The sequence below is a fragment of the Pantoea sp. CS_6 genome, from assembly GCF_041954745.1.
GTDB classification, from domain to species: domain Bacteria; phylum Pseudomonadota; class Gammaproteobacteria; order Enterobacterales; family Enterobacteriaceae; genus Pantoea; species Pantoea stewartii.
Genome location: NZ_JAVAYG010000007.1, coordinates 139,127 through 154,911 on the forward strand (window position 1 = coordinate 139,127; position 15,785 = coordinate 154,911).

General features: G+C 55.8%; 10 protein-coding genes and 1 riboswitch. Of the genes, 8 read left to right on the forward strand and 2 right to left on the reverse strand.

What is annotated here, in order from left to right:
• Window positions 1-200: 200 nt before the first annotated feature.
• From sgrR to thiQ, 4 genes are all read left to right on the forward strand, one after another.
• Window positions 201-1,862: an HTH-type transcriptional regulator SgrR gene (gene sgrR / locus RAC90_RS12525; protein WP_375124388.1), complete on the forward strand. Its 1,662-nt coding sequence runs from the start codon at window positions 201-203 to the stop codon at window positions 1,860-1,862.
• 35 nt (window positions 1,863-1,897) lie between these two features.
• Window positions 1,898-2,002: riboswitch (TPP riboswitch) on the forward strand.
• A gap of 43 nt (window positions 2,003-2,045) precedes the next feature.
• Window positions 2,046-3,032 carry a thiamine ABC transporter substrate binding subunit gene (gene thiB / locus RAC90_RS12530; RefSeq protein WP_375124389.1) on the forward strand — a complete coding sequence of 329 codons (987 nt, stop codon included), beginning with the start codon at window positions 2,046-2,048 and terminating at the stop codon, window positions 3,030-3,032.
• Window positions 3,008-4,618: a thiamine/thiamine pyrophosphate ABC transporter permease ThiP gene (thiP, locus tag RAC90_RS12535; protein ID WP_375124390.1), complete on the forward strand. Its 1,611-nt coding sequence runs from the start codon at window positions 3,008-3,010 to the stop codon at window positions 4,616-4,618. Before thiB ends, thiP begins: the two co-directional genes overlap by 25 nt.
• Complete coding sequence (thiQ, locus tag RAC90_RS12540) at window positions 4,602-5,303, forward strand: thiamine ABC transporter ATP-binding protein ThiQ (protein WP_375124391.1); 702 nt, start codon at window positions 4,602-4,604, stop codon at window positions 5,301-5,303. Before thiP ends, thiQ begins: the two co-directional genes overlap by 17 nt.
• Here thiQ and RAC90_RS12545 read toward each other — a convergent pair.
• Window positions 5,300-6,064, reverse strand: a complete 765-nt coding sequence (locus tag RAC90_RS12545; protein WP_006117654.1) for a DedA family protein — start codon at window positions 6,062-6,064, stop codon at window positions 5,300-5,302. The genes thiQ and RAC90_RS12545 overlap by 4 nt on opposite strands.
• A 167-nt stretch (window positions 6,065-6,231) precedes the next feature.
• Between RAC90_RS12545 and polB the strand changes: the two genes are divergently transcribed.
• The 3 genes from polB (at window position 6,232) to rluA (ending at window position 12,345) form a co-directional block, all read left to right on the forward strand.
• The gene (gene polB / locus RAC90_RS12550) at window positions 6,232-8,592 is read left to right on the forward strand and encodes a DNA polymerase II (protein WP_324020499.1); all 2,361 of its coding nucleotides are present in this window, start codon (window positions 6,232-6,234) and stop codon (window positions 8,590-8,592) included.
• A 155-nt stretch (window positions 8,593-8,747) separates the two neighbouring features.
• On the forward strand, window positions 8,748-11,654 hold the full coding sequence (gene rapA / locus RAC90_RS12555; RefSeq protein WP_375124392.1) for an RNA polymerase-associated protein RapA: 2,907 nt from the start codon (window positions 8,748-8,750) through the stop codon (window positions 11,652-11,654).
• Window positions 11,655-11,691: 37 nt separating this feature from the next.
• Window positions 11,692-12,345 carry a bifunctional tRNA pseudouridine(32) synthase/23S rRNA pseudouridine(746) synthase RluA gene (gene rluA / locus RAC90_RS12560; RefSeq protein WP_375124393.1) on the forward strand — a complete coding sequence of 218 codons (654 nt, stop codon included), beginning with the start codon at window positions 11,692-11,694 and terminating at the stop codon, window positions 12,343-12,345.
• A 55-nt stretch (window positions 12,346-12,400) separates the two neighbouring features.
• Here the strand turns inward: rluA and djlA are convergent, their stop codons facing one another.
• Window positions 12,401-13,213, reverse strand: coding sequence for a co-chaperone DjlA (djlA, locus tag RAC90_RS12565; RefSeq protein WP_006117650.1), 813 nt, complete (start codon window positions 13,211-13,213; stop codon window positions 12,401-12,403).
• A 182-nt stretch (window positions 13,214-13,395) separates the two neighbouring features.
• Between djlA and lptD the strand changes: the two genes are divergently transcribed.
• Window positions 13,396-15,768, forward strand: a complete 2,373-nt coding sequence (lptD, locus tag RAC90_RS12570) for an LPS assembly protein LptD (RefSeq protein ID WP_054634508.1) — start codon at window positions 13,396-13,398, stop codon at window positions 15,766-15,768.
• The last annotated feature ends 17 nt before the right edge of the window (window positions 15,769-15,785 follow it).

Below are 15,785 nucleotides of genomic sequence, written 5' to 3' on the forward strand. Positions count from 1 at the left end.
AACCTGCAACGTAAAAAAAACCAGCAGAATAACTCTGCTGGCAAAATCGTAGCACACTACTCAGAAGGGACAGGCATCGCTGCCGTCCATGTCAGAGCGCCATCCATCGCTGAATGCCTCCCGCTCTTCCAATGCGAGAAAGTTTGCCTCTAAAATAGGGCAGGAAAAACAGAGCAGGTTTCAGAGGGAGTTCCTCTTTTATGTCGTCATCACGTCTGAAGCAGCAGTTCATTCGTCTGTGGCAGAGCTGTCAGGGGCAATCGCAGGAAACCACCCTGGGTGAACTGGCCGACGCCCTGCACTGTTCACGTCGCCATATGCGGAACCTGCTTAACAGGATGCAGGAAGCCGGCTGGCTCACCTGGCAGGCGGAGGCCGGACGGGGCAAGCGATCCGTGCTCACCTTCTGCTACACCGGACTAACCCTGCAGCAGCAGCGCGCTGAAGACCTGCTGGAACAGGATCGTATTGATCAACTGGTGCAGCTTGTCGGCGATAAAGATCAGGTCAGACAGATGATCAGCGCGCATCTGGGCCGCAGTTTCCGGCAGGGAAAACATATTCTGCGCGTCCTCTACTATCGCCCTCTGCTCAATCTGCTGCCTGGATCGCCCCTGCGCCGGTCAGAAACCCATATCGCTCGCCAGATTTTTAGCGGTCTGACACGCATAAATGAGGAAAAGGGGGAAATCGAAGCCGATATCGCTCATCACTGGCAGCAACATTCGGATCGACACTGGCGCTTTTATTTACGTCCGGCTATCCGTTTCCATCATGGCCGGGAACTCGACATGACCGATGTGATTGCCAGCCTTGAGCGCCTGCGCCAGCATCCGCTGTTTTCCCATCTTCAGCGACTTGACTCCCCTGCCCCCTGGACGCTGGATATCTATTTAGATCAGCCCGACAGCTGGCTACCCTGGCTGTTGGGCAGCGTCAGCGCCATGATTCTGCCGCGCGAGTGGCCCGATATGCGCGATTTTGCCCGTCAGCCCATAGGGACAGGGCCCTATCGGGTCATCCGCAATCAGCAAAGTCAGCTGAAGATCGAAGCCTTCGACGACTACTTTGGCTATCGCGCCTTGATCGATGACGTGTCGGTATGGGTGCTGCCCGAGATCAGTGACGAAGTGGTTTATGCCGGTGTTCGCCTGCAGGGCGAACAGGCCGATGAGAAACAGGAAGAGAGTCGGCTTGAAGAGGGCTGCTACTTTTTACTGTTTGACCAGCGCTCCGCGAAGGCAGGCGAACCGGGCATTCGACGCTGGCTTAGCTTCCTGCTTAACCCCATTGCCTTACTGAACAATGCGGATCTGGGTTACCAGCGTTACTGGTTTCCTGCTTACGGCCTGCTGCCCCGCTGGCACCACCGGCGTGATTTGACACCGGTAGAAAAACCCGCAGGCCTGACGCACCTGACGCTGACCGTTTATAACCAGCACATTGAGCACGTCAGTATCACCGATGCCTTGCGTCCACTACTGGCGCAACAGGACGTGACGCTGGACGTGCGTGAGGTCAGTTATGAATCCTGGCATCAGGGCACAGGTGAAAGCGATATCTGGCTCGGCAGCGTCAACTTTACCCTGCCCCTGGACTATTCTCTGTTTGCGCTGTTATACGAAGTCCCGTTGTTGCAGCACTGCCTGCCGGTGAACTGGCAGCAGGATGCTGCGCGCTGGCGTGAGAAAACGCTCCCCCTTGCTGAATGGGCGAAACAGCTGGTTGAAAGCAACTGGCTTCATCCGTTGTTTCATCACTGGCTGCTGCTGGAAGGCCAGCGCAGTATGCGCGGGGTACGGATGAATACGCTGGGGTGGTTTGACTTTAAATCCGCCTGGTTTGCACCGCCTACGCTGTGATCCTTTCCCGGCGGGCATTAAATGACTAGAATGTGACGTTCTCAACGGGGTGCCTCTTTCCATCATGTCAGAGCGCTGAGATATACCCGTCGAACCTGAATCGGTTAATGCCGACGTAGGGATTTGAGAGGCAACTTTGCTCAGATCCTTTGCGACTCAACCCTGCCGCTATAGGAGCGCAAAGTGTTAAAAAACGTCCTGCCCGTGCTGCTGTTACTCTCTGCCCCGGTCTTCGCGGCCAAACCTGTCCTGACGGTTTACACCTATGATTCGTTTTCCGCTGACTGGGGACCCGGTCCGGCCGTTAAAAAAGCCTTTGAAGCCCAGTGCGGTTGCGAACTGAAATATGTGGCCCTGGAAGACGGGGTTTCGCTGCTGAATCGCGTCCGTCTGGAAGGCAAGAACAGCAAGGCCGATGTGGTCTTAGGGCTGGATAACAACCTCCTGCAGGCCGCGCAACAAACCGGGCTGTTTGCCAAAAGCGACGTTGATACCGGTAAATTGCGGGTTCCCGGCGGCTGGAATGACACCACCTTTGTGCCTTTCGATTACGGCTACTTCGCGTTCGTCTATAACAAAAACACGCTGAAAAACCCACCAAAGAGCCTGAAAGAACTGGTCGAAAGCCCCGAAAAATGGCGCGTGATTTATGAAGATCCCCGCACCAGCACGCCGGGCCTTGGCCTGCTGCTGTGGATGCAAAAAGTCTACGGGGACAAGGCGCCTGAAGCCTGGCAAAAGCTGGCAAAGAAAACCGTCACGGTGACCAAAGGGTGGAGTGAAGCCTACGGTCTGTTTCTGAAAGGCGAGAGCGATCTGGTGTTGAGCTATACCACGTCGCCGGCTTATCACATTATTGAAGAGAAGAAGGATAACTATGCTGCGGCACCGTTTGCCGAAGGCAACTATCTGCAGGTGGAAGTGGCAGCCCGCCTGGCTAACAGCAAACAACCAAAACTGGCAGAGCAGTTTATGCAGTTCATGGTCACGCCCGCTTTCCAGAATACGATTCCAACTGGCAACTGGATGTACCCGGTGATCAAAACCGACCTGCCTGCAGGCTTTGCTTCACTCAGCGTGCCGAACACAGCATTACAGTTTTCGCCTGAAGCCGTCGCCAGCCACCGTTCACAATGGGTCAGCCAATGGCAACGCGCCGTGAGCCGCTGATCCCCTTCTGGCTGATTCCGGGTTCACTCGCCACGTTGCTGCTTTGCAGCGTGGCGTTGTCAGCTTTTGCTGCACTGTGGATGGCGGCCCCGGCGACCGACTGGCGCGCGGTTCTGCAGGATACCTATCTGCATCATGTGATTGGCTTTTCATTTACGCAGGCGCTGCTCTCCGCCCTGCTCTCTTTGCTGCCGGCCATTCCGCTGTCCCGGGCTCTCTATCGACGCCGTTTTCCTGGCCGTCAGGGATTATTACGCCTGTGCGCCATGACGCTGGTCTTGCCGGTGCTGGTCGCGGTATTTGGTCTGCTCACTGTCTATGGTCGGGTGGGCTGGCTGGCCCGGCTCTGCGCCTGGCTTGGCGTGGACTATCACTTCTCGCCTTACGGGCTTCAGGGCATTTTACTGGCCCATGTTTTTTTCAACCTGCCGCTGGCCACGCGCCTGATGCTGCAGGCGCTGGAAAGCATTCCGGCCGAACAGCGTCAGCTTGCTGCACAGCTGAATATCCGTGGCTGGCATCACTTTCGGCTCCTTGAATGGCCGTGGCTACGTCGCCAGTTACTGCCTACCGGTGCGTTGATTTTCATGCTCTGCTTCGCCAGTTTTGCCACGGTTCTTTCACTGGGTGGCGGGCCGCGGGCCACCACTATCGAACTGGCCATTTTTCAGGCTTTAAGTTACGACTACGATCCGGGACGCGCCGCACTCCTGGCGTTGATTCAGCTTTGCTGCTGCCTGGTATTGGTGCTTCTCAGTCAGCGCTTCAGTCACGCCATTCCCGCTGGCAACACGCAGCGCCAGGGCTGGCGCGATCTGCAGGATTCCGTGCTGGCGCGCATCAGTGACATTACTCTCATCGGTTTAGCCTTGCTGTTACTGCTACCGCCCCTGATCGCAGTGATTATTAATGGCCTGGACGGCGGACTGCGCGGCGCCTTGCAACAACCGGCGTTGTGGCAGGCAACATTCACCTCACTGCGCATCGCCCTGGGCGCTGGCGTGCTGTGCGTGTTACTGACGACCATGCTGCTCTGGAGCAGTCGCGAACTGCGCCTGCGCCAGCGTAAACTCGCCGCACAATTTATGGACACCAGCGGCATGCTGATTCTGGCCATGCCGGGTATCGTGCTGGCAACCGGCTTTTTCCTGCTGCTGAATGCCACAACAGGGCTGCCCGATGCGGCGGATGGCGTAGTGATGTTCGCCAATGCACTGATCGCCATCCCCTATGCCCTGAAAGTGCTGGAAAACCCGATGCGGGATATCGCAGAACGCTACAACCACCTGTGCGGCGCATTAGGGATCAGCGGATGGAACCGCCTGACGCTGATAGAACTCCGTGCACTGAAGCGGCCACTGGCACAGGCGCTGGCGTTTGCCTGCGTACTGTCAATTGGAGACTTTGGCGTCGTGGCGCTGTTCGGTAACGCCGATTTCCGCACGCTGCCTTTCTACCTCTATCAGCAGATTAGTGCCTATCGCGGGGCCGACGGAGCCGTTACCGCATTACTGTTGCTGGTGCTCTGCCTGTCTCTGTTTACTCTGATGGAAAAATTACCGGGTCGCCATGCTGACACTGAATAATCTGACTTACCTGTATCAGCATTTGCCGATGCGTTTTTCCCTTCACGCCGGGCGCGGCGAACGGCTGGCGATTCTTGGTCCAAGCGGCGCGGGTAAGAGTACGTTGTTAAATCTGATTGCCGGCTTTCTGCCCGTCAGCCAGGGCAGTCTGATGATGGATGGCGTCGATCATACCCACAGCGTGCCCGCTCAGCGCCCGGTATCAATGCTGTTTCAGGAAAACAACCTGTTTCCGCATCTCAGCGTGGAACAGAATCTGGGGCTGGGCTTACATCCCGGGCTCAGGCTGACTGCGGACCAGCGTCAGCAGGTCGCCACCATTGCACAGCAGGTCGGGCTCAGTGAGATGCTGTCGCGCCTGCCAGGCCAGCTCTCCGGTGGACAACGTCAGCGCGTAGCGCTGGCACGCTGCCTGCTGCGCGATCGGCCGGTATTACTGCTGGATGAACCTTTCTCGGCGCTTGATCCGGCACTGCGTGGCGAAATGCTCAACCTGGTGCGTACCGTCTGCGAAGCCCGTGAAATCACATTACTTATGGTGTCGCACAGTCTTGAAGATGCGCAGCAGATTGCGCCACGCAGCGTGGTGGTGGTAGATGGACGGGTTTACTGGGATGGCGCAACGGACCGGCTGCTGTCAGGGGACGTGCGGGAAGCCGATGTGCTCGGCATCCCACGTCGTTAACCGATAAAGACCTGCCACAGCAGGTGGCGGAAAACTGGCATCATCGGGTGAAACTGAATACCGACGAAGGCCGCAACGGCCACGACCAGGCCCAGTGGCGCAAGCCAGCGCAGTCGTTCAGGCGGCAAATACGCGGTGGCCCAGTCGCGGGTCTTTTCACCGCGCCACCAGCGCCAGCACAGCCAGCATCCCAGCCACACCACAAGGGCAACGGCAACCAGCAGCCAGATAAAGTGACCGCCCTGGGCTTCTTTCGGGACATCAATCGCCACACCTGCCAGAATCCCCGGCAACAGATAAAGCGGGGGCCATAAAATACAGCCGATCAGATTGGGGGGCAGAAACTTGCGTACCGGCAATTCCAGCATACCTGCCGCCAGCGGGATCAGCGGGCGAGTGGGTCCCACAAAACGGCCGACCAGAATGGTAAACATGCTGTGCTGATACAGCGCATGTTCGGTTTTATCCAGCAGCCCTTTGTATTTTTGCAGGTATTTCCAGCGATGAAGCGGCCCCTGAAATTTCCAGCCAATCCCGTAAGAAACCCAGTCGCCAAGCAGACAACCGACGAAGCCAGCGGCCCAGGCGGGATACAAACCGATCTGCCCACTGCCCACCAGCGCGCCAAGGCTCGCCATCATCACGGTGCCGGGGAGCAGCAGCCCCACAAACGCCAGTGACTCCAGAAACGTCACCAGCGCCACGGCAAACAGCGCCCACTCCAGCGACTGTGTAATCAGGTGTTGAACCCAGGCTTCCATATCAATCCTCAGAAAAAGCAGAAGGCTGGATTGTCCAGAGCAGACATCACAGCGTCAAGGCAAGAATTGTAGGCCAATATTGACAAAACGCACCGGGAGACACTGTATAAATATCCATGTTATACTTTTTAACCGCATGTCCGATTCGCTATCAGCCTGGAGAATACGTGAATAAGCCCCGCGCAGGGTTTCTGCTGAGCCGTCACTGGCGCGATACGCCGCAAGGCACCGAAATTACGCTCTGGCTGGCCACCGATGACGGTGCTCAGCGCGTCGTGCTGCCCGTGCAGGAATCGGTGACGTTTATTCCCTGCGAGTACCAGGCGCAGGTCGAAACGCTGCTACAGGACGAGCGCCAGGTGCGCATGCAGCCTCTCCAGTTAACCGATTTTCGCCGCCGGCCGGTATTTGGCCTTTACTGCCGCCAGCATCGCCAGCTTCAGTGGATTGAAAAGAAACTGCGCGAAAACGGCATTCCCCTTTACGAATCCGATATTCGTCCGCCTGAACGCTATCTGATGGAACGGTTTATCACCGCGCCCGTGTGGTTCGATGGTGACGCGCAGGGCGATGCGCTGGTTAACGCCCGGCTCAAACCGCATCCTGACTACCGCCCACCGCTGAAATGGGTCTCTCTGGATATCGAAACCACCCAGCATGGCGAGCTTTACTGCATTGGCCTTGAAGGCTGCGGCCAGCGTCAGGTTTACATGCTGGGACCGCCTAACGGCGATGCCAGCGCACTGGATTTCGAACTCATTTACCTGGAAACCCGCCCTCAACTGCTGGAGGCGCTCAATCGCTGGTTTGCCGACCATGACCCCGATGTGGTGATCGGCTGGAACGTGGTGCAGTTTGACCTGCGCGTTCTGCAGAAACATGCCGACCGCTATGGCATTCCGTTACGCCTGGGCCGCCAGCAGGCTGTACTGGAATGGCGTGAGCACGGTTTTAAACCCGGCGTGTTTTTTGCCCAGGCGACAGGTCGGCTGATCATTGACGGTATTGATGCGCTGAAATCCGCCTTCTGGGATTTCCCCTCTTTTAGTCTGGAGTCGGTTTCACAACAACTGCTCGGCGAAGGCAAAGCTATTGATAACCCGTGGCAGCGCATGGAAGAGATAAACTGGCGTTTTGCCAACGATAAACCGGCGCTGGCACGCTATAACCTGAAGGACTGCGAGCTGGTCACACGCATCTTCCATAAAACCGAGATCATGCCGTTTTTGCTGGAGCGCGCCGCTGTTAACGGGCTGGCGGTCGATCGCCACGGCGGCTCTGTGGCGGCCTTCAGCCATCTGTATATTCCCCGCATGCATCGGGTCGGTTTTGTCGCCCCCAATCTCGGCGATGTTGCGCCGGAAGCCAGCCCCGGCGGCTATGTGATGGATTCCCGGCCAGGCCTGTATGATTCCGTTTTGGTGCTGGATTACAAAAGTCTTTATCCCTCGATTATCCGCACCTTTCTGATCGATCCCGTCGGCCTCATCGAAGGGCTGGCGCACCCAACGGATGCGGATTCGGTGCCCGGCTTTCGTGAGGCGCGCTTCTCACGCGAAACGCATTGCCTGCCCGCGATTGTGGAACAGATTTGGCAGGGACGCGAAACCGCGAAAAAACAGGGCAATAAGCCCCTGTCGCAGGCCCTGAAAATCATTATGAATGCGTTTTATGGCGTGCTGGGCACCAGCGCCTGCCGCTTTTTTGATCCTCGCCTGGCCTCGTCGATTACGCTGCGCGGTCATGCCATCATGCAGCAAACCCGCGAGCTTATTGAAGCAGAAGGCTATGATGTGATTTATGGCGATACGGATTCTACCTTTGTCTGGCTGAAGTCCGCCCGGGATGAAGCCGAGGCGGAAGCAACAGGCCGCGCACTGGCTGCGAAGGTCAATGACTGGTGGCGTGAACATCTCCAGCAGCAATATGGCCTGATGAGCGCACTCGAACTGGAATATGAAAATCACTTTTGCCGTTTCCTGATGCCAACCATTCGCGGTGCGGAACAGGGCAGTAAGAAACGCTACGCGGGATTAATTCGTGAAGGCGACAGTGAACGTATGGTGTTTAAAGGGCTGGAGTCCGTCCGGACCGACTGGACGCCACTGGCGCAGCAGTTTCAGCAGGAACTCTACAGCCGGATATTTCATCGTCAGCCCTGGGAAGAGTACGTCCGCACAACCGTAACACAGCTGCTGGCGGGCGAACTGGACGATCAGCTCATTTATAAGAAACGCCTGCGTCGTCCGCTGAAGGAGTATGAACGCAATGTGCCGCCTCACGTGCGCGCCGCCCGTCTGGCGGATGAACACAACCGTAAACTGGGTCGGCCGCTGCAATATCAGACCGGTGGCCGCATTCGCTATGTGATAGCGACGGGCGGCCCCGAACCCGTTGAAGCCCGGACCACGCCGCTCGACTACGATCACTACGTCACGAAACAGCTGCAACCTGTTGCCGAAGGCATTTTGCCTTTCGTCGAGGGTGACTTTGCTACACTGATTACCGGGCAACTGGGGCTTTTTTGACAGGTGACGAATGCCCTGCCATCCAGTACCATAACGCCCTTCCTCAAAACTCACTGCTCTGACATACGCACCAGGCCCCTTTTGCCTGGTTGACATGCTATTGCCTGAGAATGGGGAACACCTTCAAAAACGTTAAAAATTCGAGCAAAAATTATATGGTTTTTACATTAGGTCAGCGTTGGATTAGTGATACAGAAAGTGAACTGGGATTAGGTACCGTGGTGGCGATCGATACTCGCATGATCACGCTGCTCTTCCCGGCCACAGGGGAAAATCGCCTCTACGCTCGCAGCGACTCGCCCGTCACCCGCGTGATTTTTAACCCGGGCGATACCGTGACCAGCCATGAGGGCTGGCAAATGCGGGTGGATGAAGTCCGTAATGACAATGACCTGATAACCTATATCGGTACGCGCCTGGATACTGAAGAAACCAACGTGATGCTGCGTGAAGTCATGCTCGACAGCAAACTGGTGTTCAGCAAGCCCCAGGATCGTCTGTTCGCTGGCCAGCTCGATCGCATGGATCGCTTCGCCCTGCGTTTTCGTGCGCGTAAATATCAAAGTGAACAGTACCGCCTGCCCGTCAGTGGCCTGCGTGGGATGCGTACCAACCTGATTCCCCACCAGTTGCATATCGCCCATGATGTGGGCCGTCGCCATGCACCGCGCGTTCTGCTGGCGGATGAAGTGGGTCTGGGTAAAACCATCGAAGCCGGTATGATCATTCAGCAGCAGCTGTTGGCTGGCCGCGCTGAGCGCGTACTGATTGTGGTACCAGAAACGCTGCAACATCAGTGGCTGGTTGAAATGCTGCGCCGCTTCAACCTGCGCTTTGCGCTGTTCGATGACGATCGTTACGCTGAAGCCCAGCACGACAGCGACAATGCCTTCGACACGGAACAACTGATTATCTGTTCGCTGGACTTTGTTCGTCGCAATAAGCTGCGTCTTGATAAGCTGGCCGACGCGGACTGGGATCTCCTGGTGGTCGATGAAGCGCATCACCTGGCCTGGTCTGAAGGTGAGCCAAGTCGTGAATATCAGGTCATTGAAAAGCTCGCCGAAAACACACTAGGCGTCCTGCTACTGACCGCCACGCCAGAACAACTGGGCATGGAAAGCCACTTCGCACGCCTGCGCCTGCTCGATCCCGATCGTTTCCACGACTTCGCCGCCTTCGTCGAAGAGCAACAGCATTTCCGTCCGATTGCCGATGCGGTCACCTCCCTGCTGGCGGATAATCCCATCTCGCAAGACGAGATGAATATGATTAATGAGCTGGTTGGCGAGCAGGATATCGAACCGCTGCTACAGGTCGCCAACAGTGACCGCGAGGGCAAACAAGAGGCGCGCCAGGAACTCATTTCCATGCTGATGGATCGCCACGGCACCAGCCGCGTGTTGTTCCGTAACACCCGTAACGGCGTGAAGGGCTTCCCGAAACGGGAATTGCATACCATTCGCCTGCCGTTGCCGGCTCAGTACCAGACGGCCATCAAAGTTTCCAGCATCATGGGCGCGCGTAAAAGCGCCGAAGAACGCGCGCGCGACCTGCTCTATCCGGAGCAGATTTATCAAGAGTTTGAAGGCGACACCGGCACCTGGTGGAACTTCGATCCACGTGTAGAATGGCTTATGGGCTATCTGACCAGCAACCGTAAAGAGAAGGTGCTGGTGATTTGCGCGCAGGCCGCAACCGCTCTGCAACTGGAGCAGGTATTACGCGAGCGTGAAGGTATCCGTGCCGCCGTGTTCCACGAAGGGCTGTCGATTATTGAACGCGATCGGGCTGCGGCCTGGTTTGCCTCAGAAGAAAACGGCGCACAGGTTCTGCTGTGTTCAGAAATCGGCTCTGAAGGCCGTAACTTCCAGTTCGCCAGCCGCCTGGTTATGTTCGATCTGCCGTTTAACCCGGATCTGCTGGAGCAGCGCATCGGTCGTCTGGATCGTATCGGTCAGGCGCATGACATTCAGATTCTGGTGCCATGGCTGGAAAAAACCGCTCAGGCGGTCCTGCTGCGCTGGTATCACGAAGGGCTGGATGCCTTTGAGCACACCTGTCCGACCGGCAGAACCCTCTATGACAGCGTGCACGCTGAACTGATTAATTATCTGGCTGCGCCGGAAAACAGTGAAGGCTTTGATGACTTTATCGACGCCTGCCGTAAACAGCATGACGCGCTGAAATCTCAGCTTGAACAAGGTCGGGATCGGTTACTGGAGCTGAACTCGAACGGCGGCGACGCCGCGCAGATGCTGGCGAATACCATTGCCGAGCAGGATAACGACACCGAGCTGGTCAACTTTGCCCTGAATCTGTTTGATATCGTGGGCATCAATCAGGAAGATCGTAGCGATAACCTGATTGTGCTGACGCCGTCAGATCATATGCTAGTCCCGGATTTCCCGGGCTTACCTGAAGACGGTTGCACCATCACGTTCAACCGCGATCAGGCCCTGTCGCGTGAAGATACCCAGTTTATTACCTGGGAACATCCGCTGATCCGTAACGGCTTGGATCTGATCCTGTCGGGCGACACGGGCAGTTGTGCGCTGTCGCTGCTGAAGAATAAGGCATTGCCTGTCGGCACGCTGCTGGTAGAACTGATTTACGTGGTGGAATCTCAGGCACCTAAGCATCTGCAGTTAACCCGTTTCCTGCCGCCAACGCCTGTGCGTTTGCTGTTAGATCGCAAGGGCACTAACCTGGCAGGTAAAGTGGAGTTCGAGAGCTTCAACCGTCAGTTGAATGCGGTCAACCGCCATACAGGCAGTAAGCTGGTGAACGCCGTTCAGCAGGATGTTCACGCTATTCTTACCCTGGCGGAAAAAGAAGTCGTCAGTGAAGCACGTGCCATAATCGATATGGCACGGCGCGAAGCGAGTGAAAAGCTGGGGGCCGAGTTATCGCGTCTGGAAGCCCTGAAAGCCGTCAACCCCAATATTCGTGACGATGAAGTTGACGCGCTGGAAAGCAATCGTGAGCAGGTGCTGGAAAGCCTGGATGAAGCCACCTGGCGCCTGGATGCGCTGCGTCTGATTGTGGTTACGCATCAGTAAGTTCAGGGCCGCAAGGCCCTCTTTTTTGGAATAATGTATGGAACCCTATAATCCGCCGCTTGAGCCCTGGCTGCACATTCTCTATCAGGATGCGCACATCATGGTGGTGAATAAGCCCAGCGGCCTGCTTTCCGTGCCGGGTCGACTTGAGGCGCACAAAGACAGCGTGATGACGCGGATCCAGCGGGATTATCCTGAAGCCGAATCGGTGCATCGGCTGGATATGGCCACCAGCGGCGTGATTGTCGTCGCACTGACGAAAGCCGCTGAGCGTGAACTAAAACGTCAGTTTCGCGAGCGCGAACCCGCCAAAACCTATGTCGCTCAGGTCTGGGGACATCCGGCAGAGGAAAAAGGCCTGGTGGATTTGCCCTTGATTTGTGACTGGCCCAACCGGCCAAAACAGAAAGTGTGTTTTGAGACGGGTAAGTCGGCACAAACCGAGTATCAGGTGGTGGAATATCGGGACGATAACAGCGCACGCGTCACGTTGAAGCCCATCACCGGCCGTTCGCACCAGTTGCGCGTGCATATGCTGGCGCTGGGCCATCCGATACTTGGGGACGGGTTTTATGCTCACCCGGAAGCCAGGGCAATGGCAAGCCGGCTTCTGCTGCATGCCGAATCGCTGACCATCACGCATCCTGCGTTTAGCAGTGCGATGACCTTCAAGCAGCCCGCCGACTTCTGACCGGCCCGTTTATGACTCGCGCGCCCCGCGGATGAATCACCGGGGCGCACGCCGCTTACTTAAAGCCTTTTTCTTTGCGAATCAGATCGTAAGCTGACTGAATGTCCTGCGCTTTCTGTTTGGCCATTTCCATCATTTCTGGCGGTAACCCTTTTGCCACCAGCTTATCGGGATGGTGCTCACTCATCAGTTTGCGATAGGCTCGCTTGATGGTAGTGGCATCATCACTGCTTTTCACGCCCAGCACATTACAGGCATCGTCCAGCGTAGGACCGCGTTGTGCCTGCTGGAAACCGCCTTGAGAATAACTGCGGCCGCCGCCAAACTGCTGGCCGCCTTCCATCATGCGCAGAAACTGATCGAACTGGCTATGTGAAATGCCCAACTCTTCACCAATAACGTACAGGACCTGACGTTCGTTGGGATGCAGTGTGCCGTCGGCAAACGCGGCCTGAATCTGAATTTCCAGAAACATCCGAATCAGGTCAAAACGGCCAAAGCAGGCACTGCGTAATTCGCGCAGTTTGGTCCGCAACGGATATTCGCCCTGTTTGCCCTCACGAAAAGCACGTTGTGCGGCAGTACGCGCCTCACCGTGAAGCTGCATGCGGTCCATAAACAGAGACGCAATCTGGATGTCCGCTTCCGTTACGCGCCCTTTCGATTTGGTTAAATGCCCCATCACCTGAAACGTGGTGCTGAAAAACAGTGACTGTCGGGTCTGGGTGTTTGAAAAGTACGCCTTGCTTTGTGCGCCGCGAACCTTGTCAAATCCATGCCCAATGATCAGGCCGATTACAATTCCCCAAAAGCCCGCGCCAGACAATAATCCCAGCACCAGACCTATAACTTTTCCCCAGTAGCGCATAAACTCCTCAATTCGCCATGCTTACGGCTGAAAATTGCATTATCATACCTGTCATTTATCTCAGCGCCTAACGGCAGCGCGGACAGAAAAGGATTAACACTGGCGCAACGCCAGGCAGTGCGTTAGTCTCTGACCCGATTGTCGGCATGATGCCAGTTTTCATGGAATTCTCGATACCGCGTATGAAAAAACGTATACCTACTCTGCTGGCCACCCTGATCGGCGCAGCCATTAGCCAGCAAGCCTTCGCCGACGATTTAATGTCGCAGTGTATGTTAGGCGTGCCGAGTTATAATCGCCCTCTGGTCAATGGCGATCCCAATCAGTTGCCCGTTACTATTCACTCGGATTCCGTGAAAGGCAACTATCCTGATGATGCCATTTTCAAAGGTGATGTAGACGTAAGCCAGGGCAACAGCCGCATGCTGGCTGATGAGGTGCAACTTCACCAACGCCAGCCAGAAGGTCAGACGACGCCCGTCCGGACCGTCGATGCGCTAGGTAATGTGCACTACGACGATAATCAGGTCATCCTGAAAGGTCCGAAAGCCTGGTCGAATCTTAATACCAAAGATACTAACGTCTGGGACGGTGATTATCAGATGGTCGGCCGCCAGGGGCGGGGTACGGGCGATCAAATGAAGCTGCGTGGACAAAACCGTTACACCATCATGGAAAACGGCACCTTCACGTCCTGTCTGCCCGGCAGTAACAGCTGGAGCGTGGCGGGGTCCGAAATCATTCAGGATCGCCAGGAAGAAGTGGCAGAGATCTGGAACGCGCGCTTTAAACTTGGCCCGGTTCCGGTGTTTTACAGCCCGTATCTGCAGTTGCCGCTGGGCGATCGCCGCCGCTCAGGCTTCCTGATCCCTAATGCCAAATACGGCAGCAATAACGGTTTTGAGTTTATTCTGCCTTACTACTGGAACATTGCGCCACAGGCCGATGCCACCATTACGCCGCACTATATGAGTAAACGTGGTCTGCAATTGCAGAACGAATTCCGTTACCTCACAGAAGCGGGCGCAGGCCTGGTCGAATTTGACTATCTGGCGTCGGATAAGCAGTACGACAATGAAAAAGCAGCGCGCGGCATAGCCCAAAGCGACAGTTCAGACCGCTGGTTATTTTACTGGCGTCATGCCGGTGTATATGACCAGCACTGGCGCTTTAATGCCGACTACACCAAAGTCAGCGATCAGTATTACTTCAACGATCTGACGTCGCCTTATTACAGCTCGACTGACGGCTATGCTTCGCAGAAATTTAGCGTCGGTTACGCGGATACCAACTGGGATGCGACGCTGTCGACCAAAGACTTCCAGATTTTTGGTAATACCAGTAACAGCAACGTCTATCGTGCCTTCCCGCAGCTGGACCTGAACTGGTACCAGAATGATGTCGGTCCATTCGACACAAGTGTTTATGCCCAGGCAGTGAAATTTGTAAATGTGAACAGCAGTTTCCCTGAAACGACACGCTTACATATTGAACCCACGATCGATCTGCCGTTATCAAACAGCTGGGCCAGTCTGAATACCGAAGCCAAATTTCTGGCCACGCACTACCAGCAAAAAGACGTTGATTACTACAACGCTAACTTTGCCCCCACCAGCACTACCAGCGGTGTCCTGAAAGACTCCGTCAACCGCACATTACCGCAGTTTAAAGTTGATGGGCGCATGGTATTTGATCGTGATATGGACTGGGCGCAGGGTTACACCCAAACGCTGGAGCCAAGGGTTCAGTACCTGTATATCCCGTATCGGGACCAGAGCGACATCTATCCTTACGACTCCACGCTGCTGCAAACGGACTACACCGGCCTGTTCCGCGATCGCTCTTACAGCGGTCTGGATCGCATCGCCTCAGCGAACCAGGTCGCGACCGGTGTGACTACACGAATTTATGATAATGATCTGGTTGAACGTTTTAACGTTTCTGTGGGTCAAATCTATTCGTTCACGCCTTCGCGTACAGGCGTTAACCAGACCAATAAAGATGACGATACCGGCAGTCTTCTTTGGGCCGGGGATACGTACTGGAAGATCAGCGAACGCTGGGGCGTGCGTGGCGGGCTGCAATACGATACCCGCCTGAATAACGTGGCGCAGGGCAATACCGTGCTGGAATACCGTCGTGATGCTGACCGTATGGTGCAGTTGAGCTACCGTTACAGCAGCCCGGAGTATGTTGCTTCTGCGCTTAACGACAGCTCGCTAGTGAATAACCCGATTTATAAAAACGGGATTTCACAGGTTGGCACCACGGCAAGTTGGCCAATTCATGATGCCTGGTCGGTGGTTGGCGCGTATTACTACGATACGCGCAATAATCGCCCGGCATCACAGCTGGTTGGCCTGCAGTACAGCTCGTGTTGCTACGCGATTCGTCTGGGATATGAACGTAAAATCAACGGTTGGGAAAACAACGACAGTAAGTACGACAACCAAATCTCATTCAACATTGAGTTACGTGGCCTGAGCTCGAATTATGGCCTGGGCACTGGCCAGATGCTGAGTCAGGGAATCATCCCTTACCAGCGTGCATTCTGATGTTGTGATGTTTGACA

Coding starts and splice junctions, on each gene's coding strand:
- sgrR (WP_375124388.1), top strand. CDS start 201: ATGTCGTCATCACGTCTGAAGCAGCAGTTCATTCGTCTGTGGCAGAGC.
- thiP (WP_375124390.1), top strand. CDS start 3,008: ATGGCAACGCGCCGTGAGCCGCTGATCCCCTTCTGGCTGATTCCGGGT.
- thiQ (WP_375124391.1), top strand. CDS start 4,602: ATGCTGACACTGAATAATCTGACTTACCTGTATCAGCATTTGCCGATG.
- RAC90_RS12545 (WP_006117654.1), bottom strand. CDS start 6,064: ATGGAAGCCTGGGTTCAACACCTGATTACACAGTCGCTGGAGTGGGCG.
- rapA (WP_375124392.1), top strand. CDS start 8,748: ATGGTTTTTACATTAGGTCAGCGTTGGATTAGTGATACAGAAAGTGAA.
- rluA (WP_375124393.1), top strand. CDS start 11,692: ATGGAACCCTATAATCCGCCGCTTGAGCCCTGGCTGCACATTCTCTAT.
- djlA (WP_006117650.1), bottom strand. CDS start 13,213: ATGCGCTACTGGGGAAAAGTTATAGGTCTGGTGCTGGGATTATTGTCT.
- lptD (WP_054634508.1), top strand. CDS start 13,396: ATGAAAAAACGTATACCTACTCTGCTGGCCACCCTGATCGGCGCAGCC.